This window comes from Pseudomonas sp. RIT288 (genome assembly GCF_000631985.1).
GTDB lineage: Bacteria > Pseudomonadota > Gammaproteobacteria > Pseudomonadales > Pseudomonadaceae > Aquipseudomonas.
Genome location: NZ_JFYN01000007.1, coordinates 57212 through 82511 on the forward strand (window position 1 = coordinate 57212; position 25300 = coordinate 82511).

The following is a 25300-nucleotide window of genomic DNA, read 5'->3' on the forward strand; positions in this document are numbered from 1 at the left end:
CATTCCCCCGATATTGTGAATGCTGCGCACTCAAGCGCGAGCAAGCTCCTTCGCCACAGACGCGTTGTCTCACTTGCAGAGGTTTTCCATGGCTGCCTACAACCTGCGCCAGCTCAAATACTTCATCACCACCGCTGATTGCGGCAGCGTCGCCGAAGCCTCGCGCAAGCTCTATATCGCCCAGCCGTCGGTCTCTACCGCGATCAAGCATCTGGAAGAAAGTTTTGGCGTGCAGTTGTTCATCCGCCATCACGCTCAGGGCGTGTCACTGACGCCCAGTGGCTCGCGGTTTTATCGCAAGGCGCTGGAGTTGCTGCGGGTGGCGCATGAGTTCGAGCAGAACGCGCTGGCGGACAACGATGTGGTCTCCGGGCAGATCGATATCGGCTGTTTCGAAACCGTCGCACCGCTGTACCTGCCGCGCCTGATCGCCGGGTTCAAGCAGCGTTGGCCAGGGGTGGAAATCCGCATTCGCGATGGCGAGCAGCAGGAGCTGGTGCAGGCGTTGACCGCCGGCAGCATCGATGTCGCGATGCTCTTCGAACATGACCTCGACAGCACCATCGAAACCACCTCGCTGATGCCGCCGCAGCAGCCTTACGCCTTGCTGCCGGCCGACCACCGCTTTGCGCAACAGGCGAAAGTCTCGCTGCACGATCTGGTGCTGGAACCGATGATCCTGCTCGACGTGGTGCCGAGCCGCACCTACTTCGTGAGCATTTTCGAGGAGCGCGGACTGACCCCGCACATCGTCTTCAGCTCACCGTCGATCGAGATGGTGCGCGGCATGGTCGGGCGTGGGTTCGGCTTTTCGATTCTGGTGACCCGGCCGTTCGGCGAGTACACCTACGACGGGCAGAAAGTGGTGTGCGTGCCGCTGGCGGAAAATGTGACCGGCTCGGGTTTGTCGGCAGCCTGGCTGCGCCGGGTGCAACTGACCAAACCGGTGCAGTTGTTCGTGGATCATTGCCGCGAGGAATTGGCCCGACTGCACGCCTGAAGGCAGTCAGTCAGGCCGAAAGGATCAGGCGCGAATCGAGGCCAACATCCGTTGCAGCATCGCATCGCAGGCATCGAGTTGCGCGCGACTGACAAACTCGTCCGGTTTGTGCCCCTGATCCATGCTGCCGGGGCCGCAGACCACAGTGGGAATACCCGCCGCATCGAACAGCCCGCCCTCGGTGCCGAACGCCACGGTGCCGAACGCCCGCGAACCGCAGAACGCCGCGATCAACTCCGCCGCCTGACTCTGCGCATCGGTGGCCAGGCCCGGGTAGGCCGACAGCTCACTGAAACGAATCGCGCTGTGCTCGCTGACCGCACGCATGCGCGGCAGCACTTGCTGCTCGGCGTAGGCCTGCAACTGCTGCGCGACCAGGCTCGGATCCTGGGAGGGCAGGGCACGGATTTCGAAGTCGAAGCGACAATCGGCAGGCACGATGTTCAAGGCCTTGCCGCCGCTGATCACTCCGGTCTGCACCGTGCTGTAGGGCGGGTCGAAACGCGCGTCGTGCTGCTCGGGCGCCTTCAGTTGTTGGCCGATGCGCCCGAGCTCGCCGATCAGCTCGGCGGCGTACTCGATGGCGTTGACCCCCAGCGGTGCGTAGGCCGAATGGCACGGATGCCCGTGCACGTCGCAGCGCATCGCCAGTTTGCCTTTATGGCCGAGCACCGGTTTCAGTTCCGTGGGTTCACCGATGATGCACAGCAGCGGTTTGACCGGGCGCTGCTGCAGTTCGGCGAGCAGCGAGCGCACCCCGAGGCAGCCGACTTCTTCGTCGTAGGACAGGGCGATGTGCACGGGCATGCGCAGTGTTGTCTGAACCAGCGCCGGCACCAAGGTCAACACGCAGGCGATATAGCCCTTCATGTCTGCGGTGCCACGCCCGAACAGCTTGCCGTCGTGTTCGCTGAGTTCGAACGGCGCTACTGTCCATGGTTGACCATCGACCGGCACCACATCGGTGTGCCCCGAGAGCACGATGCCCGGTTGCTCGGCCGGGCCAATCGTCGCGAACAGATTGGCCTTGCTGCGCTCGGCGTTGTAGATCAGCTCGCACGGCACATCGAAGCCAGCGAGGTAGTCGCGCACGAACTCGATCAATTGCAGGTTGGATTCGCGGCTGGTGGTGTCGAAGCCCACCAGCGTCCTGAGCAACGCGACGCTGTTCATCGATCATCACCGGCAACGCCATAGCCCGGTGCCTTGGCCGGGTCGAGCGCGCGGTCGATGTAGTCCTGCAACTGCGGCTGATAGGCGTCCCAGAGTTTTTGTAACTGGCCGATCGGGTCTGCGTCCGCCCAGTCGACCCGCAGATTGACGATCGGCCAGGTCTGTTCGCCGACCACCACCACGGCCGCCGAATGCACCGGCCCGGCTTCGCCACCGAGGGCTTGTGCGGCGTGCAAAGCCTTGAGCAGGCGATCGGCCAATTGACCTTCGCCGTCTTCAAAAGCCCTGACCATCGCCTCGATTACCGCACGCCCGGCGAGCATATTGCCGGCGGCCACGCATTGTTCGCCGGAGACCGCGTTGTGCACGCCGAGGGTCTGCGCACCGCTGAAATGCGCGGTCTGGCCGAGGTGGTTGATCGCGGTGATCTGTCGGTACTGGCTGTAGCCGTTGCGGGTCAGCACCTGGTCCAGCGCCGCGTCGGGCGCCTGGCCCTGTTCCATCAGCGCCAGCACTTCCGGGCCGAGGGACGGCAGGGTGATGTTCTGGCTCGACACCGCGCCGACGCCTGGCAGCAGCCACGGGCAACGCGCACCGACGGCGATGCTGGAGGAACTGATGGCGACACCGAACTGGCCGGTATCGGGGCAACGGGCTGCGATTGAAAAGGTCATGGTCTAACTCCTTGTGTGTCTGGGCCGGCCTCTTCGCGAGCAGGCTCGCTCCCACAGGGGATTGCATTTCAATGTGGGAGTGAGCCTGCTCGCGATGGCCGCAACTCGGTCTGCCGACTTACTCGGGAATCACCGCCACCACATCAATCTCCATCAGCCACTGCGGCTGCCCCAATGCCGACACCACCAGCCCGGTGGAAATCGGGAACACGCCTTTGAGCCACTTGCCGACTTCCTGATACACCGGCTCGCGGTAGCGCGGGTCGATCAGGTAAGTCGTGGTCTTGACGATGTGGCTCATGTCGCTGCCGGCTTCCTCCAGCAACTGTTTGACGTTGCGCATCGCCTGTTCGGCCTGCGCGCGCGGATCACCGAGGCCCACCAGATTGCCGTCGAAATCAGTGCCGACCTGACCCCGGACATACACGGTGTTGCCGGCGCGCACGGCCTGGCACAAATCGTTGTCCAGGGTCTGGTTCGGGTAGGTGTCCTTGGTGTTGAACATACGGATGCGGGTGTGGGTTGGCTTGCTCATGTACAGCTCCAGACTGAGTGTTCAGCGGCGCACCGGGCACCGCCGCGAAAGAGGGCAATCAAGCGTCGACGGTACCGGCGGCCTTGGTGCTGGCGGTCGAATGCAGGGCGGCTTCACGCTGCTCGGCATCCTTGTAATCGAGGTATTTACGCTGGGTGGCGATGTGATCGGCCACGTGTTTGGCGTCGTGCCACACGCCCCAGATGAACGACGAACCGCGTCGCGACTGCCATGGCAGTCCGAGGAAATACACCCCCGGCTCGCTGGATACGCCGCGCTGGTGCTGCGGTTTGCCCTTGTCGTCAAACGCTGCGACCTGCAGCCAGGAATAATCCACGGCGAACCCGGTGGCCCAGATGATCGAAGTGATCCCGGCTTCGGCCAGATCCAGATCGAGCAGCGGATTTTTCACGCACTCGGGATCCGGATAGGTTTCGCGCGCCTCGGGTTCTTCGGGCAGATCCAGGCCATTTCGCTCGATGTAGGCATCCGCGGCATCCAGCAGCGCCAGATAGTTCTCGTCACCACGTTTAAGGTTGTCGCGCAGATCCTGCTTGAAGGTCACCACGCCGTTATTGAACGACTCGGTCACGCCGACCAGGGTCATGCCGCGATGGGCCAGACCACGAAAATCGATGGTGCGCCCGCCATGGGCGCCGCTGACCGCGATGGTCACGTGCTCACGGCCGGGTTTCATCGCCGCCTGATCCCACTCGCCGAGCACCCCCAGCCACCAGCAGAAATCACGGTTGCGATAGGCACGCGGCGGACGGTCATGGGCGCCGACCGAGAGATAAACCTGCTTGCCGGAACGCTGCAATTCATCGGCAATCTGCACGCCGGACGAACCGGCACCCACCACCAGCACCGCGCCTGCGGGCAGTTGCTGCGGATTGCGATAATCAGCGGAGTGGATCTGCAACAGACGTGGGTCTTGCGGCGCGATCGGCGGGATCACCGGGCGCTGGAACGGGCCGGTTGCCGCCACTACACGGCTGGCCTCGATCACGCCTTCGGAGGTCTCGACGGTGAAGCCCGGACGCCCGACATTGCGCACCACGCTTTTGACCTCGACCCCGGTGCGGATCGGCGCGTTGAATTTCTTCGCATAGGCTTCGAAATAGTCCGCGACGCGCTCCTTGGGGGCGAAACCATCGGGATCGACATCATCGAATTCCAGCCCCGGAAAACGGTCGTGCCACGCCGGACCGTTGGCCACCAACGAGTCCCAGCGCCCGCTGCGCCAGCGTTCGGCAATGCGGCTGCGCTCCAGCACCAGGTGCGGCACGCCGAGTTTGCTCAGGTGCTCGCTCATCGCCACACCCGCCTGTCCGGCCCCCACGACAAGCGTGTCTGTTTTTATTATTTCAGTGGTCATTTCTACATCCTTCCTGGCAAGGCAAGTGGATTCGGATCGCTTCAGGCTTGTCCGTTTTGCTTGCGGTCAGACTAGGCAGGAGGGGGGTATCGGTAAAATATTATTAAGCTGGGCTGTGAATACAAATTGCTGAAGCAGACAGGAAAAGCCCAGTAAAACCGAGGGTTTCAGGGTAGGGGGGGAGAGTTGTCCCGGGCAGGAAAACCCGGGACAGAGAGGAGAAAACTCTACTTCAGGACGGGGAGCGTCGCCTCAGTTGCCGTCGGCCACCTTGCGTTCAATCGCATCGGTCTTGCGCTTGAGTTCCTCGGCGTCCTGTTCCTTTTCGCGAATGGACGTCGGTGTAATGACCTCATCCACGACGCGGGTGTCGTCGTCGCGGTCCTCCAGATCGCGGCGCACCACATCCACCGGTTTGCCGGAAGAGTCGAGCGGTGGCGCGTTATGCGGTGTTGCAGGCTTGCTGTCGTCGGTGCTTTTCATTTCTCATACCTCCATTGACTTACAACGTTGGATACGACGACATGACGCGAGTTCGAGAAATTTCACGGGTGACCGCTGCCGCCCTCGGCTGTGCGCTGCTGATCGCTGCCAATTCGGCACACGCCGCCAGTTTCGACTGCGCCAAGGCCAAAGCGGCAGACGAAAAAGCCGTCTGCGCCAACCGCACGCTGAACGATCTGGACGTAACCATGGGCGAGCTGTTCAGCCTCGACAAACGCTTGCTGCCGATGGGCGGACGCGATGCGTTGATCGGTGAGCAGCAGGACTTCCTGAAAAGCCGCAAGGCCTGCGGCGCCAAGGTCGGGTGTTTGACTGATCTGTATCAGAAGCGCGTCGCTGCGCTGCGCAACATCATCGAGACGCGAGTGATGACGCAGGGGCCGTTTTGACGGACTGATTGACCCTCAGGTCGATGCATAGCAGCATCCCGGGCAAACCATTCGCCAACAGGAAATTGCCACGATGTCTGGCTCTGATGATCTTGATGAGTTGCTGGAGCGTGTGAACGACGAGCAATCGTTCATTGCGTTTATTCAGGCACTGGGTGCCGATTTCGCCCTTGAGAGGACGATGAACGAACCGCTGTCACCCTATGGTCTGGGCGCCTTGGGTTGGGAAAATGGATCTGTGGATGCGTTTCTTGAAGCTGCGGGTGCCTGGGCGATCGACAGTTCCAGGCTGGTAGGGGCAGATGTCTCTTCAGCCAACGTATGGCAGCGCTGTGCGAGCATTTTGCTGGCCGGCAAGTTTTATGAGTGAGAGGGGGCGAGGGGATGTCAGTTTTGCGAGTCCCTGATTGCCTTGGCCAGTTGTGCAGCCTCGGCACGCAACGTGTCGAATTGCTCGTTCAACTCGATGTAGCCGGGTTTCCAGGTAAATACCCCATTGACGCGACTTTGCCCTAAAACCACATCATTGAACGAGCCCATACCACCGTAGGCCGATAACAAGTAGGTGATCCCGGAGTAATCAGAGGCAAGAAGACGCGCTCTTGTGTTGCGCATCCACTGGCTCCAGTGCATGTCTCCATCGTGTTCAAGTACCTCGATCAATTGATCAAGAACAATGAGCAGCTTTTGCGTCTTCGGTCCCATTTCCTGAAAACTCCCGTTTGATCGCGCTGGCTTTCACCGGATGAGCGAATCGTTAAACCCTTAAAGCAGACTCCACGACACCCCGACATAAACCCCGAGCCCTTCGCCCGGCGTGGACCGCGCCGCATCCTGGCCTTTGTCGTCATACCCCGGCGTCACCGTCGCGGCGTAGTGCTTGTTGGTCAGGTTGCGCAGGTCGAGCCAGGTTTGCCAGTCGTTTTTCGGCGCGTTGTAGCCGACGGTGGCGCCGAACAGTGCGTAGGGATCGGCGTAGTAGCTGTTGGCGTAATCCACGGCGACTTTGGACACCAGTTGCGTGTTGACCGCCGCGAAGAAGCCTTGTGGCCAGTCGTGGCGCAGTTCGCCCTGGTAGTAGTGCATCGGCAGGCCGGGCAGGCGGTTGTCGCCGAAACGCTGGTCATCGCGGTAGTGGAAATCGCTGAAGGTGTAGGCCTGGCGCAGGCTCAACTTACGTCCGTCGGCGGCTGACCATAGCGTGCTCTGCAGACTGGCTTCCACGCCTTGGTGCACGGTGGGGCTGGCGTTGAGTTCATATGGGGTGACGGCGTTGGCGTCCGGCAGTACCGAAAGCAATTCGTGGCGCACCTGGGCGTAGTACCACGCCAGGCTCCACTGGCCGAGTGCACTGTCGCCGCGACCGCCGAGTTCGAGGGTGGTCGCGGTCTGATTCTGCAGTTTGACCGGATCGCTCTGGGTGCCGGTCGCCGCACCGTTGCCGGTCGGGAAGCGGATGTTCGAGCTGTAGATCAGCGACCACGGGTGCGGTGCTTCGACCGAACGGCTGAGGTTGCCGAACAGTTGCAGGTCCGGCGTGACCTGATAGCGCAGGCCCAGACGCGGCGCGTAATCCCAGTCGTTCAGGCTGGTCTTGCCACCGCTTTGCGGGTAGGTGACGGCGCTTTCGCGGCGGGTGTAGATGGCGGCGAGGCCGGTGGTCAGCCACAGGTCGTCGGCGATTTCCAGGTCGTTGCCCACGTGCAGAACGGTGTCCGAACCCTGATAGGTGAAGTTGCGCATGCGGGTGCCCGGCGCATACGCGGCGGTGTTGCCGGACGGGATGCGCACGAATTCACTGGCGCCGTCGTTGGGCAGGTGTTTGGTGGTGCGCAGGCCGACAGTGCTGCGGCTTTCCATGCCGAACAAGGTGTCGCGGCGCTTGTAGTCGAACGTGCCGCTGACATCGGTGTAGGCCACTTTCAGGCGGTTCGGGCCTTCGCGCAGGTCCATCGGGTAGTCGTGATAGACCAGTCCGGTCTGGATGCTCGAATCATCGTCGATGTAGTAGGTGGTCTTGTTGCCGATGAAGGTGCTGCCCGGTTGTTTACGGCTGTCATCGCGCGTCACGTAGGCCGGGTTGGCCGCCCTTGGCGTGTGCTCGATCGAGTGCTTGGTCACGCGGCCGGCGAGGTCGTTGTCGGTCTCGCGATAGCGGAAGTAGAAGCGGGTTTCCAGGTTCGGATTGAAGCGATAACCGAAGTTGGCGATCACGCCTTGGCTCTCGCTGGCAGTGTGATCCTGATAGCCGTCGGCGTTCGAGTCGGTCAGCGACACGTAGTAATCGAAATCGCCCAGCACCTGCCCGGAACTCACCTGACGCTGCTGATAACCGTGGCTACCGGTGGCATAACGCACCTGCAGTTTCGGCGCGTCGTAGCCGGTGTGGCTGACGTAATCGACAGCGCCGCCCAGTGCCAGTGCACCGCGATCAAAGCCGTTGGCGCCGCGCAGCACCTCCACATGGTCGAGCCACAGCGGTTCGAGCAATTCGTAGGGTGTGCCGCCGGGGCCGGTCAGCGGCAGGCCGTCGAGCAGGGTGTACAGCCCCGAAGCGTGCGCGCCCGGTGCGCGGTTGATCCCCGAGCCACGGATGGAAATCTTTACTCCTTCATTGCCCGCCGACTGTGCGTAGACCCCCGGCTGATACGCCAGCACATCCTGATTGCTCGCCACCCGGCCCTGCAACGGCTGACGCATGTCGACCACATTGCTGCCGCCGGGCACTTGCGCCAGGCGCGCTTGGGCCTCGGTCACAGAGGCATCGGTGCCGCTTTGTTCCTCAGCCGAAATCAGCACCTGTCCCAACTCCATGCCTTTGGGTTCCTCGGCCATGACCGGGCAGGCGAGGGCCAGGCCCAGCAGGGCAGAGGGCAGGGATTTGGGCGCAGGCATCAAGGAAACTCCAGGCAGACGGGAACGGGCAATGAACAGTGCGACGCAAGAAGGAACGATGGAAACACATGGCAATTTTGCTTTTTTGCCTGGGGAGCGGGGCGATAGGTGGGGCAGGATTGCTCAGGAGGCGGCAGTCAGGGCCATACACGCAGACGACTGGTCGCGTTTTATCGCGGCCAGTCGTCCGGCGTATATCAGGATCAAGCAATCTTCAGTGCCATAAGAATGTCCAGCGGTGTCTGGGCAAATGCCCGGGCCCGTTCGGTCATCTCGGCAAGGTTTTCTTCAGCCGTCAGCAGCGGCTGGTCGCCCTTGTGCAGCACTTCGCCCTGCTCACCGATGACGGCCCACGCCAACTGCGCCCAGTCTTGCGGATCGGTCATGCCTTGCTTGATCGAAATCAGGAACAGCTGCTGGACGCGGCTGATCGGCACGCCACCGCCAGTGACCGGGCTGGCCAGCACCTGAATGTTGCTGTTGAACAGTGCGCGCTTGCACAGTTGCAGGTTGAGGGTGTCGCAACGTTCCTGCACCTGCCTTTCGGCGGATTCACTCTGGCACGGGGCGGCGACGCCCATGCCGATCAGCACGGTGACAGCCTGCACCAGATCGTCATAGGAAACGGTGCCGACGGCCATCGACAATTGCTGCAAGGTTTTCGCTTCGTAGGCATTGGCGGCAAGCGCTGCGAGCACCGGGAGGTAAATGTCCGCCTGTAAGGACGCCTCGCCCGCAGGGCCTGTGACCGTGCCGGGAATGCTGTCGATGGCTTGCAACAGGACAAAACGGCTTCTCAGCAAGCCATCGCGCTGCTCGGCGGCAGACAACCGATTGGCGCCGCGCACGTACAGATCCCGGCGGAAGTTCTGATTGATGAAATAGTCGCGCGCCTGTTCGCGCATGATCGGGTGCTCGATACCTTCCAGAAAGTCCATGCCTTCTGCACTCAGGTTCAGCGCGGCCACGGTGTCCAGCGGTACGGCCGTGGTGGCGTAGTCGAGTTTGGCCGCGGTCATGGCGTCGACCACGTCGATGAAATACATGCAGTCCCAGTTGCGATTGAAATACTCATGGGCCACGTACTGACGGTTCTGACCCTTGATGCTCTGCAGCTGGGCACCCAGGGCCGGCGCCGCTCTGGCGTACTTCGGATTGGCCGCCAACAGCGTCTCGGAAAATTGCACCGCGGCATCGATGCGTTTGGCCGGGCTGGTCGAGGCCTGGCTGGCAAAGCGGTTGTGCAGGCTGAAAAGATTGCGCAGGGGCGCCGACGGCGACCAGCCCGGGAAGCAGTTGTAGCTCACGTACAACATGCCCCCGGGCTTGAGGTGGCGGCGGGCGAACTCGACGATCAGTTGCTGATTGTCGCGGTTAACCCAGGACCAGATGCCATGCAGGCTGATGCTGTCGAAGGCCGGCAGATCATCGCGGGCCAGCAGTTGCTGGAAGCTGTCGTCATACAGACGGGCCTGGCTGTTCCAGTCGTTCGCCAGCGCCATGGCATGCGCGGCCTGGGACGGCGTGAAGTCGGTGCCAACGTAGTTGCCCGGGTTGGCGGCGGCGTGGATGTTGATCGAGACACCTTGGCCAAAGCCCAGTTCGCAGTGGTAGCCACCAGCGCTTTCCAGGGTGGCAAAACCACGCAACAACAAACAAAAACGCTGGAACACCGGGTTGATTTCCCGGCTGTACGAATAGGTGTAACCCTCGTCGGTAAAATACCCTTCGTTCCAGGCATTGCTCATGTGTACATCCTTAAATTCGCGAGTGAGAGCCGCTCTTATAAGGGGTTGGCATTGCACACGACAAGCGGAAAAACATGTAAGTGAATCTTACGCTTGCAGAGATGCGTAGACGTCCCTCTGCCATCGCTGCTGTGGGGCTGCGCGCCCGGGTTCGTTCGAGCGCCATGCTCTGTAGGAGCTGCCGCAGGCTGCGATCTTTTGATTTTGCTTTTGAAGGTCAAAGTCAAAAGATCGCAGCCTGCGGCAGCTCCTACAGGGAGCGGGGGGATTCAGCGGCCGTGCGCTGCGTCCGCCAGTTGGTGGGTATCGACCCGCACGAACACCGAATCGCCCACCGCCGTCAGCACTTGCCCGGCATACACCTCGCAGATCACCCGCGTCTTGCGCCCGACTTCGCCTTCGACCCTGGCGCGCAAGGTCAGGGTGACGCCCATCGGTGTGGGTTTGATGAACTTGATGCCGAGGTTGCCGGTGACGCAGTCGATGCGCGGCAGGCTGCCCGGTTCACGTTGTTCGTGGCGATAGTGGTAAGCCATCGCGGTCCAGTTGGAGTGGCAGTCGACCAGCATCGCCAGCAGGCCGCCGTACACCAGGTCCGGCCAGCCGCAGTATTTGTCGTCCGGCAGGTGTTCGGCCATGACGTGCACGCCGTCCTCGTGCCAGTAGCTTTTGACGTGCAAGCCATGGGGGTTGCGGCCGCCGCAGCCGTAGCAAACGCCTTCGGGGGCGGCGAGGTCTTGCAGGGGCGTCTCGGAACGGGTCATGGGTCTGGTCATCCTGAAGTGGTGAGCCCGGTCAGGCGCAGGCGGTTGCGGCCGCCGCGCTTGGATTCATACAGCGCTGCATCACCTTGTTCGATCAATGCCGCGAGGCTGGCCGGCGGCTGGTTGAACAGGGTGGCGCCGATGCTCAGTGTCACCGGTTCGGCGGTGGGGAATGCCTGGGCGGCGCTGCGCTGAAACTGATCGCGCAGGGCGTCACCCAGTCTGACGATGTGATCACTGGGCGCGTTGCTCAGCAAAATCACGAACTCGTCGCCGCCCAAGCGAGCAGCCAGCGCTTCATCGGCGGTCTCGGCGCGGATCATTTCGCTCAAAGCCACCAGTAAGCGGTCGCCGGCGCTGTGACCGTACTGATCGTTGACCGATTTGAAGTTGTCGATGTCGATCAGCAGCAGGGCGCCCGGATGCGCCGGGGAGACATCCTGCAGCAAGCGCGGCGCGCGCATGTCGAGGGCGCGGCGGTTGTAGAGGGCGGTGAGCGGGTCACGGGCGGCCAGTCGCGCGATCTGCTCCTCGCGTCGGTAGCGCTCGGTGCCGGTCATCGACAGTGCGATCAGCATGATCGCCATCGCGCCCTCGACCAGCGAGATCTGGATGATTACGCCACGGAACGCGGCCAGGTCGATCAGTGTGCCCGGGATCATCACGGTCAGCGCCTTGGCCACATAGAAAATCCCATGCCCGAGCAGCACGTAGCGCAATTGCACCGCGCCGACGCTCAGCGATTTGCCATGCGGGCGCAACAGCAAACTGGCCTTGAGCGTCGAGGCAGCCACCAGCAGCGAGTTGGCGGCGAGCATGACTTTCGACCACAGCGGCCCGTCCGGCAGTAACAGCAAAACCAGCCAGGTGACGAAAATCAGGTACCAGGCGCGTGACAGGCGGGTCTGCGTGAAGCGCGCCACCCCCAGCAGAAACAGAAAGTGCGCGGTCACCAGCAAGCCGTTGGCGAACCAGATGCCGATCAGCAAAAAGCCGTTGCTGCGCAGCAGGGCCAGGGTGGAACCGACGGTGATCGTGGCGAAACCGGCACTCCAGAACAGCAGCGAAGGTTCACGAATGCTGCGCCACTCGACCGCCAGATACAGCGCGGCAGCGGCTGCCAGAGCGATCGAGATGGTCAGCATCGTTGGTGGGGCGAGCGGCATTTCCGGGTGAGCCTGTCAGAAGGTCGGTAAGGCCGCCGATTGTAAGCGTTCGGGCCGGTTTTGGCAGGCTCCGCAGACGATCATCACCGACGGGCGTCCACGCTCATTCGTGAGGCGTGAGCCAGGTGTCGACGACCCGCCGATCCAGCTCTTCCCAATAAGCCATGCCCAGCACCCGTGTGGTGTTCAACCCGCGCAAATAGCCACGCAACTGATTGGCGGTATCGCGTTTGAGCTGCGCATCGGTGATGTCCTTGTCCAGCAACACGTTTTCGTACTGCACCAGGTATTCCGCCACCCGCTCGCGAAAGTCCTGCAAAACCGCGTCGCGGATCAGGTCAAAGGTTCTCAAATCGGCGTCCTCACTGTTGTTTTATTCATTGTGGATGAGTGTGTACCCGTCTTTATCGTCGGTAACTATCGCTAGAAGTAATAGTGACCATCACGAAACGCAAGTTCAGCTTTGCAGGCAATAGGCGGAAAATTGCCTTCATTGAAAACGCAGCTCAAGGAAATTGCGCGATGAAGACCCTGACCCGACTGGTGCTGACTGCTCTGCTGATGAGCGGCATGGTAGCCACGGCACCGTCTTACGCCGGCGACGCCTGTGCGTGTCGTCTTCAGCCCATCGCCGGCAGCAGCGCGACTTTGCAGCATTCACAGACCGTGGGTGTGCTGTACAGCGAAAACACCCGGGAAAACCTGCAATACCTGACGCGTTACCACGATATGGCGCTGCACGGTGCCAAGGATGCGCTGGATTCGCGAATCCGCGCCGCCTTTGTCAGCAGCTCCGACCCGGAACTGGCGATCGACTGGTTGCTCAGCTCGTTGCAGCGCCAGTTCATGTCGGTGACCGTTTACGACAACCTCGATGCCCTGATTCTGGCGCATCCGGACATCGTGGTGAAACTGGATACCTTCAACCGCTTGCTGACTCAGCAGAACAGTCTGTACGAGGCGCACTTTATCGCGCGTTTCTACGATGCCGACCTGCAATACATCGGCAAGGCCGAAGGCTCGGTGGAGAAACAGATCCCGGCGGTCTGGGTACACGACAAAGCGGCGCACGAAATTGCCGCGCAGATCGAGCAACAACGTGACCTGCAACTCAATGCCTTGAAGCAGTTCGACGCCTCGCTCAAGGCGCTGGTGGCTTCCAGCTGAACACTCAAAACCAAAAGGGCAGCGGCGGCGCCGTGACGCTGAACCGCTGCCAGTTGAACCGAACCTTTATTTTCAGGATTACCCCGATGCGTGCTTTGTTTGCCCCGACCCTGGCCGTTGCCTCCTTGCTGCTCGCCGGTTGCGCCTCCGCACCGAACGACCCGACGCTGACCTTGCACACCAGCAAGACCCCGGCACAATACGCCGATTGCGTGGTGCCGAAGCTGCAGGGCAGTGCGCTGAAACCGACCGTCTCGCAGACCCAGCGCAGCTACCGGATCGTGGTGCCAAGCAAGGTGTCTGCAGACAACGTGCTGGAAGCCTACAAGGCCGGCAACGGCGGCAAGGTGTTCATCTACGAGCGCCACTTGCTGGCCTCGAATTTCCTGCCTTCAAGTTTTGAACGCGCCGCCCAGGATTGCATCTGACCCGGCTGCGCAAACAGTTCTGACCGAGCTCCTTTGGTTGGCCGCAACCAACCAATACTTTGCCCCGCACCTCATTCGGTTGCGGGGCTTTTTTTTGCCTGACGTTTGCTGCTGTGGCGATGTCGACAATCGAACGCTTGCCCGGTGTCGTCGGCTTCTTGCACCGTCATATTGGAATATGGTTGTATAGTACAACCAATATTTCAGCGGTAATGTGTCATGAGTATCCCTACAGCCTTGATCGAAGAAATCCGTACAGCGTCGCGCACGATGGTGCGTGAATTCGGTTTCCTGCGCGCTACTCTGGCGGCGACCGATTATTCAGCCTCCGGCGTGCACGCATTGCTGGAAATCGAGGCCGGGGACGGCGTCAGCGCTGCACAACTGGCGCAAAGCCTTGGTCTGGAAAAATCCAGTGTCAGCCGCATGGTCGGCAAGCTGATCAAGGCCGGGGAGATCGAGGAGCGTGCCGCCGAGGACGCCCGGGTCAAGCGTCTCCACCTGACGGCGCAGGGCCGGCAGACCGTCGCCGACATTCATGCCTATGGCCAGGCTCAGGTCAGCAAGGCACTGAACACGCTCAATCCGTCGCAACAACAGAGCGTGGCGCAGGGCCTTTCAACCTACGCGCATGCGCTGAAGACCATCCGTCTGGGCGCCGACCGGCCACTCACGCCGAACCTGCACATCAGCGCCGGCTATCGCCCCGGCCTGATCGGCCGCGTGGCGCAAATGCATGCGGATTATTACTCGCGGCATTCCGGTTTCGGCGCGATCTTCGAAAGCCGCGTCGCCAGTGAAACGGCGGAGTTTGTCGGGCGCCTCGATCAGCCCTGCAACCAGATCTGGGTAGCCACGCTTGATGAGCGCATCGTCGGCTCGATCGCGATCGACGGGCAGGATCTGGGCCACAATCAGGCGCATTTGCGCTGGTTCATCCTCGACGACGGCTGCCGCGGCAGTGGCGTCGGCCGGCAACTGCTGAGCGCGGCGGTGGAGTTTTGTGATCAGCAGGGTTTTGACGCGATTCAACTCTGGACCTTCAAGGGCCTCGACGCCGCGCGCCGACTGTACGAAGCGGCCGGGTTCGAGCTGACCATGGAAGAGCAGGGCAGTCAGTGGGGCAGCGTGGTGACGGAACAGCAGTTCACCCGAGCAGCCGCCTCACATTGAAGGTTGATTCAGCGTCATCACGCAGGCGCTGAACATGTCCGCCATCCGGTTGGCGAAAGCCGTGATTTCCAGATCGCTGCGCGCAGTGCCGGAAAGGTCTGGACGAGGGCAAACCGCTACAAACGCATGCCCATTTCGACAGCCCGAGTCTCAAAGCCGAACTCCGCATACATTCGCGCGGCACGGCTATTGAACGGCCAGACGGTCAAACGCAGATCCTGGGCATCCTGTTCGATCGCCCAGTTTTTCACCAGATTCATCAGCCCACGGCCGATGCCTTGTCCCGAAAACTGTTCGGCAACACACACCGAGCCGATGCGAACGACATTCTGCGGTTGCATCAACGGCCCTGAACTTGCCGACAGGCTGGCCGTGATAAACGCCGCAGGTTGATCGTCGACATGAGCGATGAACACAACGTGACCGGGTTTTTCGAAAAGGCCTGACCAGTGGGGCAGGTCGCGGGAAAAATCCGCGGTGGGAGGGGCATAGATGTCGGGGCGGGCAGTGTGATGGACGTCGTTGAGCAATTGCCCCAGTTCACACATGCTCAACGCGTCGTCGCCCGTCGCGGTGCGGTAAGTGATTTGTTCCATGTCGTGCGGTGCTCCTTGATTACGCGCAAGCCGTGAAAGGCTCTGTTGATCGCTATTGTTCCAGCCAGTCAGGCTTCCTGCGCCTTTGCTCTGGCGATCGAAAACGCCTTCGGCAGGCTGGCGCCATTCTTCGCGGCCAGGATCTCGGCCATCACGCTGACCGCGATCTCCGCCGGTGTCTTGCTGCCAATGTAGATGCCGATTGGCCCGTGCAGGCGCTCGAGTGACGTCTGGGTCTCACCAAAATGCTCGATCAGACGTTCACGGCGCAGCTGACTGTTGCGCCGCGAACCGATGGCGCCGATGTAAAACGCCGGGCTGTGAAGGGCTTCGAGCAGTGCCAGATCGTCGAGTCGCGGATCATGACTCAAGGCGACGATGCAGGTGCGCAGATCGACCGCGAAGTCGCGTACCACGTCATCCGGCATGCCGATGATCCGCTCCACACCGTTCACCGCCCAGGTTTCGATGTATTCGGCACGTGGGTCGCACACTGCGACCTTGAAGCCGTTGAACAGGGCCATGGTCGCCAGATACTCGGCCAGCGCGCCGGCACCGATCATCAGCAGCCGATACCCCGGCCCGAGGGTATTGAGCATCTGTTCGCCGTCGAAACTGAATTGCTCAGGAGTTGCCGTGGCTTGCAGTGTGACGCGACCGTTATCCAGTGCCAGGCAGCGGCGCACCAGTTGCCCGGCATCCAGTTGCACCAGCAGTTCGTCCAGCACCTGCCACGACGGGTTGAACTCCAGAATCAGCTCAAGCGTGCCGCCACAGGGCAAACCGAAACGATGTGCCTCGTCGGCGCTGACGCCGTAGCGCACCACCTCGGGCGCACTGTCCTTGAGGCCGCTGCCGCCATGCGCGGTGGTGTAGCGATGGATCAGGTCGTCCTCGATGCAGCCGCCGGACACGCTGCCGACCACGCGCCCGTCGTTACGCAAGGCCATCATCGACCCTGTCGGGCGCGGCGAAGAGCCCCATGTGCGCGCCACGGTGGCGAGCAACACTCGCTCGCCGGCGGCGAGCCAGTCCCGCGCGGTGCGCAGGACCAGCAAGTCGATACTTTCCATCAAACGTTCCTCTAACGCATTTGCAGGATGATCGGGCTGCTGCTGGCCGGATCCGTGCGTTCACGCAGCTTGTTGACCGTCTGCGCCTCAACGGCACTGCCCTGATTGCCCCAGGTGCTGCGCATGAAGGTCAGCACTTCGGCGATCTCTTGATCCGACAACTGCTCACGGAAGGCCGGCATGCGATAGGCGTCCGGCACTCCGGCCGCCACCACCCGCTGCGAACCGTTGAGGGTGATGTTGATCGCCGAGGCACTTTCCTTGGCCAGTGCCGAAGTGGCGCCGGCCAGCGGTGGCATCCATTCGGACTGGCCCTTGCCGTCGAGGCCGTGGCACGAAGCACAGCGCGTGACGAAGGTATGAGCACCGGGCGCGTCCAGACGTTCCGTCGCCGAAACCGCTTGGTACTGCCATGGCTGGCCGTCGCGCTGACGGTCCCCCGGCAATGACTTGAGATAGCGGGCGATCGCGGTCAGATCGTCATCGCTCATGAACTGCGTCGAGTTGTTGAACGCCTCCGTCATCGAGCCGTAAACCACCGCGTGTTTATTGCGCCCGGTCTTGAGGAACTGCACGATCTCCGGCTCACTCCAGCGGCCCAGGCCTGTGTTGTGGTCATCACGCAGGCTCGGCGCATACCAGCCATCGAGCAAGGCGCCGGCGAGGTACGGCGTGGCGGATTCATCCAGGGCTTTCTCGTTGAACGCCAGACCGCGCGGCGTATGGCAACTGCCGCAGTGCCCGGCACCTTGAACGAGATAAGCGCCGCGATTCCACACGGCATCCTGCGACGGTTTGGTCACGTAAGGCTCGGTATCGGCGAAGACACCGTTCCACAGCGCAATCGGCCAGCGCAGGTTCAACGGGAAGGGAATCGCACTCGGGATATTCGCCTGCTTGACCGGTGCCACGCCTTTCATGAAGAACGCGTACAGCGCTCGCACATCGTCGTCACTGAGCTTGGCGTAGGACGGGTAGGGCATCGCCGGGTACAGACGACGGCTATCGGGTGCCACGCCGTGGCGTACCGCACGATCGAAGTCCGCCAGGCTGTAGCGACCGATGCCGGTTTCCGGCTCCGGGGTGATGTTGGTCGCGTGGATCGCGCCCAGTGGCGTGGCCATTTCCAGGCCGCCAGCGAACGGCGCACCGCCAGGCACGCTGTGACACGCCACGCAATCGCTGAGTCGGGCGACGTATTCGCCACGAGCGACCAGCGCCGGGTCGATATCGGCCACGGCGGTTTGGTTGTTTTCAAGGCGCGAGACAGGCTCACGGGTGACATACCAGGCCAGCAGGCCTGCCGCGACCAGGCACGGCACTGCCAGCCAGCCTGCGGTTCTTGCGAATCGGCTGTTATTCATGGACGCTCCGGCGCTGATCAAGTGAAGGTGTGTCGGCTCATGGGCAGGCTGCGCACCCGTTGCCCGGTCAGCGTTGCCACCGCATTGGCGACGGCGGGTGCGACGGCGGGCAGCGGTGGTTCGCCGATGCCGCCCATTTTTTCCCCGCTCTCGACAACACGCACGTGGACCCGAGCCATCCGCGCAGGCGGCAGGATCGGATACAGGTCGTAGTTGCGCGCGCGCGGTTTGCCATCAATCCACACGGCTTCCTCCACCAGGGTCTGCGACAGTCCCAGCGCCACCGCACCATTGACCTGGGCTTCGACAATCGCCGGATTGACGATGCTGCCGGGGTCGATTGCCTGCCAGATATCGTGCACCTTGACCTGACCGTTCTCGATGGAGACCTCGGCGATCACCGCCGTCTGGGTACCGAACGGCGACGCCATCGCCACGCCTCGGGCACGTTTGCTGCCGTCCGCCGCGGTAAACGGCCCACGCTTCCAGCCACCCGACAGCTCGCCCACTGCTTGCAGCAACGTGGTCAGTCGCTGGTTGTCGCGCAGCAGATGCAGGCGCAATTCGAACGGGTCCTTGCCGCCCTTGTCGGCCAGTTCGTCAAGGAACGACTCATAGAAGAAGTCGTTGAGCGAGTTGCCCACCGAACGCCAGTAACCAAGCATCGCCGGGCCTTTGGCGTAGATCTGCGCGATGCGCTTGTTGGGGATCGCATAGGACTTGCCCGACAACCCTTCAAGCGCCGTCGGGTCGAGTTTTTCACCCTGTTTGCCGGCCAGCGCCTCGGTCGGGCCTTCGGTGGCGCTGATCGCTTCGATTGCCAGCGGCCAGCCGTCATTGTCCAGCGCGGCGCGGAAATTCACCGCGGCTACGGGACGCAGCACGTCACGCAGGAACTCTTCCTCGCGGCTCCAGATCAGTTTGACCGGGCGACCAACCGCTTTGGACAACTCGATCGCCTGGGGGTAGGGACTGGCGGCGTCGTAGAGGAAATGCCGACCGAAGAAGCCCCCCAGCAATGGCGAATGCAAGGTGATGCGCGATGGATCCAGCCCGGTGCGTTTGGCGATGTCGGCACGAAACATGTCCGGCGCCTGATTCGGCAGCCAGACTTCCAGCGAACCGTCGGGATTGAATCGGGCCAGCGCCGACGGCGGCTCCAACTGGCCGTGGTTCAAGTACTGGTTGTGGTACGTGGCGTCAATCCGGGTCTTGGCGCTGGCCAGAACTGCAGCCACGTCGCCTTGATTTTCATCATCCTTGGCCGGGCCTTTGTCTTCAGCCAGGCGTTTGAGCCAGGCGTCGCTGGAAAAATCCGCGGGCATCGGCCGAACTTTGCTGTCGGCCGTTGGCTCCTGCCAGTCGACCTGTATTGCTTCCACTGCACGTTTGGCGTGCCACCAACGCTCGGCGACCACCGCCACGGCCCCCGGCAGGCGATGCACGGAATGCACGCCTTTCATCGCCTTGACCTGCTCTTCGTTGCGCAGGTTGCCCACGGTCATCCCCAAACGCGGGGCATGCTGAACGGCGGCATGCAGCATGTCGTCGACCTTCAGATCGATGCTGTAGAGCGCCTTGCCCGTGGACTTGTCGTAGGCATCGAGGCGCTTCACCGGTTTACCGATCCAGCGGAACTGGCTCGGATCACGCAGCTGCACCGAGGCCGGATCGGGAACCGGCAGATCCATGGCGTGCCCGGCCAGTTCGCCGTAGGCCAGCGAGCGGCCCGACTTGGCGTGCACGACTTTGCCGGGTTCGGTGCCCAGTTCGCTGACCGGCACCCCAAGTTTCTGCGCGCCCGCCTGCAGCAGCATGGCGCGGGCGAGGGCGCCGAGGCGGCGCATCACCGGGTAACTCATGCGCACCGACATGCTGCCGCCGGTGATGCGCATGCCGTTTTCCATCACCACATACGCTTCGCCGGGCGGTGCGGCTTCGACCAGGAACGTCGACGGGTCGGCATCCAGCTCTTCACCGACGATCTGCGCCATCGCGGTGAACGTACCTTGCCCGCCTTCCATGAACGGGCAAAGCAGGCGCACGCGGTTGTCCGGGCGAATTTCCAGAAACGCCGGCACCTGCGTGCCGCGCTCGGCAGTCGCGGCCGCCACTGCCGCTTGCACGCGAGTCGTGCCCAGCGGCAGGCCGAAACCGAGCACCAGTGCGCCGACGGCGGTGCCGGTCAGGAAACGTCTGCGCGACACATTGATCGGTTCGTGCAGAGCCAGTGCTGATGCTTCCTGAGCAGGATCGATACGCACGTTCATCAGGCATCTCCCTTGCCGGCCAGCTCATGCACGGCGGCATGAATGGCGTTGTACGTGCCGCAGCGGCACAGATTGACCATCGCCGCTTCGATCTGCGCGTCACTCGGCTTGGGGTTTTGCTTGAGCAGCGCCGTGGCGGCCATCACCTGCCCGGACTGGCAGTAGCCGCACTGGGCGACCTGCAGATCAACCCAGGTCGAGACCACCCGTTTGCCGACGTCATCGGCCTCGATCGCCTCAATCGTGGTGACCTCGCGGCCAACCACGCCGGCCACCGGCGTGACGCACGAGCGCACAACATTGCCGTCCACCAGCACGGAACAGGCACCGCACTGCGCCAGTCCACAGCCGTACTTGGTGCCGGTCATGCCCAGATCATCGCGGATCACCCACAGCAGGGGCGTATCGGCGTCGGCATCGACCTGATAGGTTTTCTGGTTGATTCGTAGTTCCATGGTTCACCCGCTCGATCATCGGTTGACGTGCATTTTTATAAGGCGGTGAAACGCTGCGAGGCGCCTCACCGGTAAAGCGTGTTCTTTGCTCAACTGGCCGCGTTGCCCAGTGCTTCTGCGGCGAAGGGTTCGACACGCAGCAGCGCGATGTCCCGACTGGGTGCGGTGCCGTACAGGCGTGCGTATTCGCGGCTGAACTGCGAGGGACTTTCATACCCGACCGCAAACGCCGCTCGCGAAACGTCCAGACGCTCCATCAGCATCAGCCGGCGGGCCTCGTTCAATCGCAGCCACTTCTGGTACTGCAGCGGACTCATGCCGGTGAGTTGGCGGAAGTGGTGGTGAAAGGTCGGCGCGCTCATCTGCACCCGCGCCGCCAGTTCGTCGATACGCAGCGCTGCGCTGTAGTTGAGCTTGAGCCAGTCGATGGCTTTGGCGATGCGATAACCCTGGCCATCGACGGCCGTGATCTGCCGCAGCCGTGCACCTTGATCGGTATTGAGCAGCCGATAATGGATTTCCCGCAGAATCAGCGGCGCCAGCACCGGGATCGCTTCGGGCTCGTCGAGTAATGCCAGCAGGCGTTCGAGCGCGCCTTCCAGCGCGGACGACAGGTTGCCAATGCCAGCGCCCGTGTTCATCGACGGCTGCCGTTTCGCAGGCAAGCCACCTTTGCTGAGGATCTCGGCGAGCATGCCGACATCCAGTTTCAGCACCAGCCCGACACAGGGCTGTTCGGGGTTGGCAAGCATCACTTCGGAATTGGCGGGCAGATCCAGCGAGGTGACCAGAAACCGCGAAGGGTCGTAGCTGTAACCCTCACCGCCGACCCACAAGCGCTTTTCCCCACGGCCCACCAGAATCAGGCTCGGCTCGATCATGCACACGGTCGGTGGTGCCGGCTGATCGCGACGAAACAGCGACAGGCCAGGTATCGACGTGGCGAAGTCACCCGCTACGCTCACGCGCGAGTCGATGTTCAACGCCAAAGGTGATTCGTGGCGCGAGGGGGTAGGGATCATGTCGGGCAACTCCTGTTGAGCTAACTCTAATCCGCTGCACAGACGTTTCCTATACACCACCCTGCAACCTCAGAGGATCAGGCAAGCATTCAAGAGGAATGCACTAGGGCAGAGGTGAATCGACCGGGAGAATGTGTCAAACCATTACAGGAGAGACGCTATGCAAGTCTTCGCTTATGGCGCCCATGCGGGCGACAAACCGCTTGAATCTCTGCGCATCACCCGTCGCGATCCCGGCCCGGAAGACGTGCAGATCGAGATTGCCTATTGCGGTATCTGCCACTCGGACCTGCACCAGGTGCGGGCCGAATGGGAGGGCACACAATATCCTTGTGTGCCCGGTCACGAGATCGTCGGTCGGATCACCGCCGTAGGCCCACAGGTCAGCGGCTTCGCCCCGGGTGATCTGGTCGGCGTCGGCTGTATTGTCGATAGCTGCAAGCACTGCGAAGAATGTGCCGAAGGCCTTGAGAACTACTGCGACGGGATGATCGGCACCTACAACTTTCCGACTGCGGACGCCCCCGGCTGGACCCTCGGCGGCTACTCGCAAGCGATCGTGGTGCATCAACGCTACGCACTGCGGATTCGCCACCCCGAGGCCCAGTTGGCTGGCGTGGCACCGCTGCTGTGCGCGGGCATCACCACCTGGTCACCGCTGCGGCACTGGAACGCCGGCCCCGGCAAGAAAGTCGGCGTGGTGGGCATCGGTGGTCTGGGCCACATGGGGATCAAACTGGCGCACGCACTGGGCGCGCAGGTGGTGGCGTTCACCACGTCGGAGGCGAAACGCGAAGCCGCGAAAAGCCTTGGCGCCGATGAGGTGGTGGTCTCAAGCGACGCGCAGCAAATGGCTGCGCACCTGAAAAGCTTCGACCTGATCATCAACACCGTGGCCGCCCCGCACGACCTCGATGCTTTGCTGGTGCTGCTCAAGCGTGACGGCGCGATGACGCTGGTGGGGGCACCGGCGTCGCCGCATCCATCGCCGAACGTGTTCAACCTGATCATGAAGCGTCGCACCCTGGCGGGATCGATGATCGGCGGCATTCCTGAAACCCAGGAGATGCTCGATTTCTGCGCCGAACACGGCATCGTCTCGGACATCGAGCTGATCCGTGCCGAGCAGATCAATGAGGCGTACGAGCGCATGCTCAAGGGTGACGTCAAATACCGTTTCGTGATCGACAACGCGACGCTGGCACCGTGAAAAACAGTGCGTCCGGGCAATCGCCCGGACGCCTCTCGCAATACAGGTAATTCCAATGACTTCCCTTTCTACAGAACAACGCGGCTGGAGCGCCGTGCTGGCCATGTCGCTGGCCGCCTTCGCCCTGGTCGCTTCAGAATTCATGCCGGTCAGCCTGCTGACACCGATTGCCGCAGAACTGCACATCACCGAGGGGCAGGCCGGGCAGGGGATTTCCGTGTCCGGTGCATTCGCCCTGGTGACCAGTCTGGTGATTGCAGCGGTCGCCGCTCGTGTCGAGCGCAAGAAGTTGCTGTTGGGGCTGACGTTGCTGATGATCGTCTCGGGCACGGTGGTTGCGTTCGCGCCGGGCTACCCTTCGTTCATGTTCGGACGGGCCCTGATCGGCATCGCCATTGGCGGTTTCTGGTCGTTGTCGGCGGCGACCGCAATGCGTCTGGTGCAGCCTGATCAAGTGCCTCGGGCACTGGCGATCGTCAACGGCGGAAACGCGCTGGCGACGGTAATTGCTGCTCCGGCGGGGAGCTTCCTCGGCGCGTTGATAGGCTGGCGCGGCGCGTTCTTCTGTGTGGTTCCGGTCGCCGCGCTGGCGGCCATATGGCTGCTGATCAGTCTGCCGTCCTTCAAGCTTGAGCGTCAGGCCGGTAGCGGCAACGCCCTGCGGCTGATGAAGCAGTGGCCGGTCGCTTTGGGGATGGTCGCCGTCAGCGTATTTTTCATGGGGCAGTTCATGCTGTTCACCTACCTGCGGCCCTTTCTGGAGGTGGTCACCGGGGTCAGCGTTGCAACCCTGTCCTTGATGCTGCTGGGGCTGGGGGTTGCCGGTTTCATCGGAACCTTTGTGATCGAAAGATTCCTCGGCACTGGCCTGTACCGCACGCTGACAGTTATCCCGCTGATAATGGCGGTCATCGCACTGGCGCTTGTCAACTTCGGCGCATCGCCGCTGCTGACCGCAGTGCTGCTCGGACTCTGGGGGCTGGTCGCCACGGCGGCTCCCGTGGGCTGGTGGACCTGGCTGGCGCAGACGCTCCCGGAGGATGCCGAAGCCGGCGGAGGCTTGCTCGTGGCCATCGTGCAACTGGCAATCGCCGGAGGGGCAATCGTCGGTGGCCTGGCGTTTGATCTGAGCGGTTATAAAGCCACCTTCGAACTCAGCGCGGCGGTGTTGGTGATTGCGTCGGTGCTCGCCTGGTGCGCCGGTCGCAGTGCGACTGAAGTTCATCTGGTCGAGTCGAACGCGGCCGGTTGACGGGGGCAGCCGGCCGCCGGGGACGCGTTGTCATTTGAGCGTAACAACGACCTTGCCCTTGGCACGCCCCTGCTCGACGTACTTCAACGCGTCTGCCGTCGAGTCAAACGAGAAGCTGCGGTCAATCACCGGTCTGATGATTGCATCCTCGACCAGCGTGGCGATTTTTTGCAGTTGTGCACCATTGGCCCGCATGAATACGAACGTGTAGTTGACCGCCAGCTTGCGCGCCTTGCGCCGGATGCCGAGGCTCAGCAGGCGCATGACCTGTTGCAATGGCCAGGACAAGCCTTGTTCTTGTGCGAACTGTGCAGTGGGCGGTCCCGAGATGGAAATGAGCTGGCCGCCGGGCTTCAGGACCTTGAGTGATTTTTGCAATACGTCCGGGCCGAGGCTGTTCAACACCACATCGTAGTCGTGCAGGACGTTTTCGAAGTCTTGCTGTTTGTAGTCGATGACCAGATCGGCGCCCAGTGCCTTGACCCATTCGACGTTCGCGGTGCTGGTGGTCGTGGCGACGAAGGCGCCGAGGTGTCTGGCCAGTTGAATGGCAATGCTGCCAACACCTCCGGAGCCCGCGTGAATCAGTACTTTCTGACCCTTTTTCAGCTGTGCGGTTTCGACCAGTACTTGCCAGGCCGTCAACGCAACCAGGGGCAGGGACGCGGCTTGTGCCATGGTGGTATTACCGGGTTTTCGTGCAACCGCGTTTTCGTCCACGGCGATCCATTCGGCGAACGTTCCGATCCGCGTTTCCGGCGGGCGAGCGTAAACCTCGTCTCCCGGTTTGAACCGCGTCACCTGTGAACCAACCTCAACCACGACACCCGCCAGATCATTGCCCAGTATCAGCGGTAATGCATAGGGCAGAATCAGCTTGAACTCGCCACTGCTGATCTTCGAATCCAGCACATTGACGCTGCTGGCGTGTACCTCGATCAAGACGTCACGGGCACCCACCACTGGGGCAGGCGCTTCGCCAATGCGCCCGGTGTTCTTTCCATAGCGATCAATCAGAAATGCTTTCATCGTAGTGCGGCTCTTGGCGGTTGTAAGGAGGGTAG

General features: G+C 62.1%; 26 protein-coding genes. 8 read left to right on the forward strand and 18 right to left on the reverse strand.

Features of this window, described 5'->3' with window-relative positions; translation table 11 throughout:
• Positions 1 to 88 precede the first annotated feature (88 nt).
• Entirely contained in the window at positions 89 to 1000 is a 912-nt protein-coding gene (locus BW33_RS08440; RefSeq protein ID WP_047598305.1) for a LysR family transcriptional regulator, read from the forward strand.
• Positions 1001 to 1024: 24 nt separating this feature from the next.
• Here BW33_RS08440 and argE read toward each other — a convergent pair whose 3' ends face one another.
• The 5 genes from argE to BW33_RS08465 form a co-directional block, all read right to left on the reverse strand.
• Entirely contained in the window at positions 1025 to 2173 is a 1149-nt protein-coding gene (argE, locus tag BW33_RS08445; protein WP_047598307.1) for an acetylornithine deacetylase, read from the reverse strand.
• Positions 2170 to 2847, reverse strand: coding sequence for a DUF1028 domain-containing protein (locus tag BW33_RS08450; protein ID WP_047598308.1), 678 nt, complete (start codon positions 2845 to 2847; stop codon positions 2170 to 2172). The genes argE and BW33_RS08450 overlap by 4 nt, the downstream gene beginning before the upstream one ends.
• A gap of 118 nt (positions 2848 to 2965) precedes the next feature.
• Entirely contained in the window at positions 2966 to 3382 is a 417-nt protein-coding gene (locus tag BW33_RS08455) for a RidA family protein (protein WP_003225869.1), read from the reverse strand.
• Positions 3383 to 3440: 58 nt separating this feature from the next.
• A complete protein-coding gene (locus BW33_RS08460; RefSeq protein WP_047598311.1) occupies positions 3441 to 4760 on the reverse strand; it encodes a flavin-containing monooxygenase in 1320 nt (439 codons plus the stop codon).
• Positions 4761 to 5012: 252 nt separating this feature from the next.
• Positions 5013 to 5243: a hypothetical protein gene (locus BW33_RS08465; protein WP_047598313.1), complete on the reverse strand. Its 231-nt coding sequence runs from the start codon at positions 5241 to 5243 to the stop codon at positions 5013 to 5015.
• 41 nt (positions 5244 to 5284) lie between these two features.
• On the opposite strand from BW33_RS08465, the gene BW33_RS08470 reads away from it, so the two are divergent.
• Positions 5285 to 5653: a lysozyme inhibitor LprI family protein gene (locus BW33_RS08470; protein WP_047598314.1), complete on the forward strand. Its 369-nt coding sequence runs from the start codon at positions 5285 to 5287 to the stop codon at positions 5651 to 5653.
• A gap of 73 nt (positions 5654 to 5726) precedes the next feature.
• A complete protein-coding gene (locus BW33_RS08475; protein WP_047598316.1) occupies positions 5727 to 6023 on the forward strand; it encodes a DUF7660 family protein in 297 nt (98 codons plus the stop codon).
• A 17-nt stretch (positions 6024 to 6040) separates the two neighbouring features.
• On the opposite strand, the gene BW33_RS08480 is transcribed toward BW33_RS08475, so the two are convergent.
• The 6 genes from BW33_RS08480 to BW33_RS08505 form a co-directional block, all read right to left on the reverse strand.
• Positions 6041 to 6358 carry a DUF6966 domain-containing protein gene (locus BW33_RS08480; protein ID WP_047598317.1) on the reverse strand — a complete coding sequence of 106 codons (318 nt, stop codon included), beginning with the start codon at positions 6356 to 6358 and terminating at the stop codon, positions 6041 to 6043.
• A 60-nt stretch (positions 6359 to 6418) separates the two neighbouring features.
• Positions 6419 to 8548 carry a TonB-dependent receptor family protein gene (locus tag BW33_RS08485; RefSeq protein ID WP_047598319.1) on the reverse strand — a complete coding sequence of 710 codons (2130 nt, stop codon included), beginning with the start codon at positions 8546 to 8548 and terminating at the stop codon, positions 6419 to 6421.
• A gap of 203 nt (positions 8549 to 8751) precedes the next feature.
• Positions 8752 to 10296: a class I SAM-dependent methyltransferase gene (locus BW33_RS08490; protein ID WP_047598320.1), complete on the reverse strand. Its 1545-nt coding sequence runs from the start codon at positions 10294 to 10296 to the stop codon at positions 8752 to 8754.
• A gap of 269 nt (positions 10297 to 10565) precedes the next feature.
• Positions 10566 to 11060 carry a PaaI family thioesterase gene (locus tag BW33_RS08495; RefSeq protein ID WP_047598322.1) on the reverse strand — a complete coding sequence of 165 codons (495 nt, stop codon included), beginning with the start codon at positions 11058 to 11060 and terminating at the stop codon, positions 10566 to 10568.
• An 8-nt stretch (positions 11061 to 11068) separates the two neighbouring features.
• Entirely contained in the window at positions 11069 to 12226 is a 1158-nt protein-coding gene (locus BW33_RS08500; protein WP_047598323.1) for a GGDEF domain-containing protein, read from the reverse strand.
• 103 nt (positions 12227 to 12329) lie between these two features.
• Positions 12330 to 12578, reverse strand: a complete 249-nt coding sequence (locus BW33_RS08505; RefSeq protein ID WP_047598324.1) for a hypothetical protein — start codon at positions 12576 to 12578, stop codon at positions 12330 to 12332.
• A gap of 170 nt (positions 12579 to 12748) precedes the next feature.
• Between BW33_RS08505 and BW33_RS08510 the strand changes: the two genes are divergently transcribed.
• From BW33_RS08510 to BW33_RS08520, 3 genes are all read left to right on the forward strand, one after another.
• Positions 12749 to 13393 carry a hypothetical protein gene (locus BW33_RS08510; RefSeq protein WP_047598326.1) on the forward strand — a complete coding sequence of 215 codons (645 nt, stop codon included), beginning with the start codon at positions 12749 to 12751 and terminating at the stop codon, positions 13391 to 13393.
• Between the two features lie 86 nt (positions 13394 to 13479).
• A complete protein-coding gene (locus BW33_RS08515; protein WP_047598329.1) occupies positions 13480 to 13821 on the forward strand; it encodes a hypothetical protein in 342 nt (113 codons plus the stop codon).
• Between the two features lie 219 nt (positions 13822 to 14040).
• Positions 14041 to 14994 (forward strand): bifunctional helix-turn-helix transcriptional regulator/GNAT family N-acetyltransferase, encoded by a 954-nt coding sequence (locus BW33_RS08520; protein WP_047598330.1) that lies wholly within the window; start codon positions 14041 to 14043, stop codon positions 14992 to 14994.
• A 116-nt stretch (positions 14995 to 15110) separates the two neighbouring features.
• Here the strand turns inward: BW33_RS08520 and BW33_RS08525 are convergent, their stop codons facing one another.
• From BW33_RS08525 to BW33_RS08550, 6 genes are all read right to left on the reverse strand, one after another.
• Positions 15111 to 15590 (reverse strand): GNAT family N-acetyltransferase, encoded by a 480-nt coding sequence (locus BW33_RS08525; RefSeq protein WP_047598331.1) that lies wholly within the window; start codon positions 15588 to 15590, stop codon positions 15111 to 15113.
• Between the two features lie 68 nt (positions 15591 to 15658).
• Positions 15659 to 16663, reverse strand: coding sequence for an XdhC family protein (locus BW33_RS08530; protein WP_047598332.1), 1005 nt, complete (start codon positions 16661 to 16663; stop codon positions 15659 to 15661).
• An 11-nt stretch (positions 16664 to 16674) separates the two neighbouring features.
• On the reverse strand, positions 16675 to 18027 hold the full coding sequence (locus tag BW33_RS08535; protein WP_047598334.1) for a c-type cytochrome: 1353 nt from the start codon (positions 18025 to 18027) through the stop codon (positions 16675 to 16677).
• Positions 18028 to 18044: 17 nt separating this feature from the next.
• Positions 18045 to 20297: a xanthine dehydrogenase family protein molybdopterin-binding subunit gene (locus BW33_RS08540; RefSeq protein ID WP_047598335.1), complete on the reverse strand. Its 2253-nt coding sequence runs from the start codon at positions 20295 to 20297 to the stop codon at positions 18045 to 18047.
• The gene (locus BW33_RS08545; RefSeq protein ID WP_027613020.1) at positions 20297 to 20752 is read right to left on the reverse strand and encodes a (2Fe-2S)-binding protein; all 456 of its coding nucleotides are present in this window, start codon (positions 20750 to 20752) and stop codon (positions 20297 to 20299) included. The genes BW33_RS08540 and BW33_RS08545 overlap by 1 nt, the downstream gene beginning before the upstream one ends.
• Before the next feature lie 89 nt (positions 20753 to 20841).
• On the reverse strand, positions 20842 to 21774 hold the full coding sequence (locus BW33_RS08550) for an AraC family transcriptional regulator (protein ID WP_047598336.1): 933 nt from the start codon (positions 21772 to 21774) through the stop codon (positions 20842 to 20844).
• A 160-nt stretch (positions 21775 to 21934) separates the two neighbouring features.
• Between BW33_RS08550 and BW33_RS08555 the strand changes: the two genes are divergently transcribed.
• Both BW33_RS08555 and BW33_RS08560 read left to right on the forward strand, forming a co-directional pair.
• On the forward strand, positions 21935 to 22984 hold the full coding sequence (locus BW33_RS08555; protein ID WP_047598337.1) for an NAD(P)-dependent alcohol dehydrogenase: 1050 nt from the start codon (positions 21935 to 21937) through the stop codon (positions 22982 to 22984).
• A gap of 55 nt (positions 22985 to 23039) precedes the next feature.
• A complete protein-coding gene (locus tag BW33_RS08560; RefSeq protein WP_047598338.1) occupies positions 23040 to 24236 on the forward strand; it encodes an MFS transporter in 1197 nt (398 codons plus the stop codon).
• A gap of 30 nt (positions 24237 to 24266) precedes the next feature.
• Here BW33_RS08560 and BW33_RS08565 read toward each other — a convergent pair whose 3' ends face one another.
• Positions 24267 to 25265, reverse strand: coding sequence for an NADP-dependent oxidoreductase (locus tag BW33_RS08565; protein ID WP_047598340.1), 999 nt, complete (start codon positions 25263 to 25265; stop codon positions 24267 to 24269).
• Positions 25266 to 25300: the final 35 nt, after the last annotated feature.

Bases quoted from the DNA above. Each gene is read 5' to 3' on its own strand.
- BW33_RS08440 (WP_047598305.1), top strand. From the start codon at position 89: ATGGCTGCCTACAACCTGCGCCAGCTCAAATACTTCATCACCACCGCT.
- argE (WP_047598307.1), bottom strand. From the start codon at position 2,173: ATGAACAGCGTCGCGTTGCTCAGGACGCTGGTGGGCTTCGACACCACC.
- BW33_RS08450 (WP_047598308.1), bottom strand. From the start codon at position 2,847: ATGACCTTTTCAATCGCAGCCCGTTGCCCCGATACCGGCCAGTTCGGT.
- BW33_RS08455 (WP_003225869.1), bottom strand. From the start codon at position 3,382: ATGAGCAAGCCAACCCACACCCGCATCCGTATGTTCAACACCAAGGAC.
- BW33_RS08460 (WP_047598311.1), bottom strand. From the start codon at position 4,760: ATGACCACTGAAATAATAAAAACAGACACGCTTGTCGTGGGGGCCGGA.
- BW33_RS08465 (WP_047598313.1), bottom strand. From the start codon at position 5,243: ATGAAAAGCACCGACGACAGCAAGCCTGCAACACCGCATAACGCGCCA.
- BW33_RS08470 (WP_047598314.1), top strand. From the start codon at position 5,285: ATGACGCGAGTTCGAGAAATTTCACGGGTGACCGCTGCCGCCCTCGGC.
- BW33_RS08475 (WP_047598316.1), top strand. From the start codon at position 5,727: ATGTCTGGCTCTGATGATCTTGATGAGTTGCTGGAGCGTGTGAACGAC.
- BW33_RS08480 (WP_047598317.1), bottom strand. From the start codon at position 6,358: ATGGGACCGAAGACGCAAAAGCTGCTCATTGTTCTTGATCAATTGATC.
- BW33_RS08485 (WP_047598319.1), bottom strand. From the start codon at position 8,548: ATGCCTGCGCCCAAATCCCTGCCCTCTGCCCTGCTGGGCCTGGCCCTC.
- BW33_RS08490 (WP_047598320.1), bottom strand. From the start codon at position 10,296: ATGAGCAATGCCTGGAACGAAGGGTATTTTACCGACGAGGGTTACACC.
- BW33_RS08495 (WP_047598322.1), bottom strand. From the start codon at position 11,060: ATGACCCGTTCCGAGACGCCCCTGCAAGACCTCGCCGCCCCCGAAGGC.
- BW33_RS08500 (WP_047598323.1), bottom strand. From the start codon at position 12,226: ATGCCGCTCGCCCCACCAACGATGCTGACCATCTCGATCGCTCTGGCA.
- BW33_RS08510 (WP_047598326.1), top strand. From the start codon at position 12,749: ATGAAGACCCTGACCCGACTGGTGCTGACTGCTCTGCTGATGAGCGGC.
- BW33_RS08515 (WP_047598329.1), top strand. From the start codon at position 13,480: ATGCGTGCTTTGTTTGCCCCGACCCTGGCCGTTGCCTCCTTGCTGCTC.
- BW33_RS08520 (WP_047598330.1), top strand. From the start codon at position 14,041: ATGAGTATCCCTACAGCCTTGATCGAAGAAATCCGTACAGCGTCGCGC.
- BW33_RS08525 (WP_047598331.1), bottom strand. From the start codon at position 15,590: ATGGAACAAATCACTTACCGCACCGCGACGGGCGACGACGCGTTGAGC.
- BW33_RS08530 (WP_047598332.1), bottom strand. From the start codon at position 16,663: ATGGAAAGTATCGACTTGCTGGTCCTGCGCACCGCGCGGGACTGGCTC.
- BW33_RS08535 (WP_047598334.1), bottom strand. From the start codon at position 18,027: ATGAATAACAGCCGATTCGCAAGAACCGCAGGCTGGCTGGCAGTGCCG.
- BW33_RS08540 (WP_047598335.1), bottom strand. From the start codon at position 20,297: ATGAACGTGCGTATCGATCCTGCTCAGGAAGCATCAGCACTGGCTCTG.
- BW33_RS08545 (WP_027613020.1), bottom strand. From the start codon at position 20,752: ATGGAACTACGAATCAACCAGAAAACCTATCAGGTCGATGCCGACGCC.
- BW33_RS08550 (WP_047598336.1), bottom strand. From the start codon at position 21,774: ATGATCCCTACCCCCTCGCGCCACGAATCACCTTTGGCGTTGAACATC.
- BW33_RS08555 (WP_047598337.1), top strand. From the start codon at position 21,935: ATGCAAGTCTTCGCTTATGGCGCCCATGCGGGCGACAAACCGCTTGAA.
- BW33_RS08560 (WP_047598338.1), top strand. From the start codon at position 23,040: ATGACTTCCCTTTCTACAGAACAACGCGGCTGGAGCGCCGTGCTGGCC.
- BW33_RS08565 (WP_047598340.1), bottom strand. From the start codon at position 25,265: ATGAAAGCATTTCTGATTGATCGCTATGGAAAGAACACCGGGCGCATT.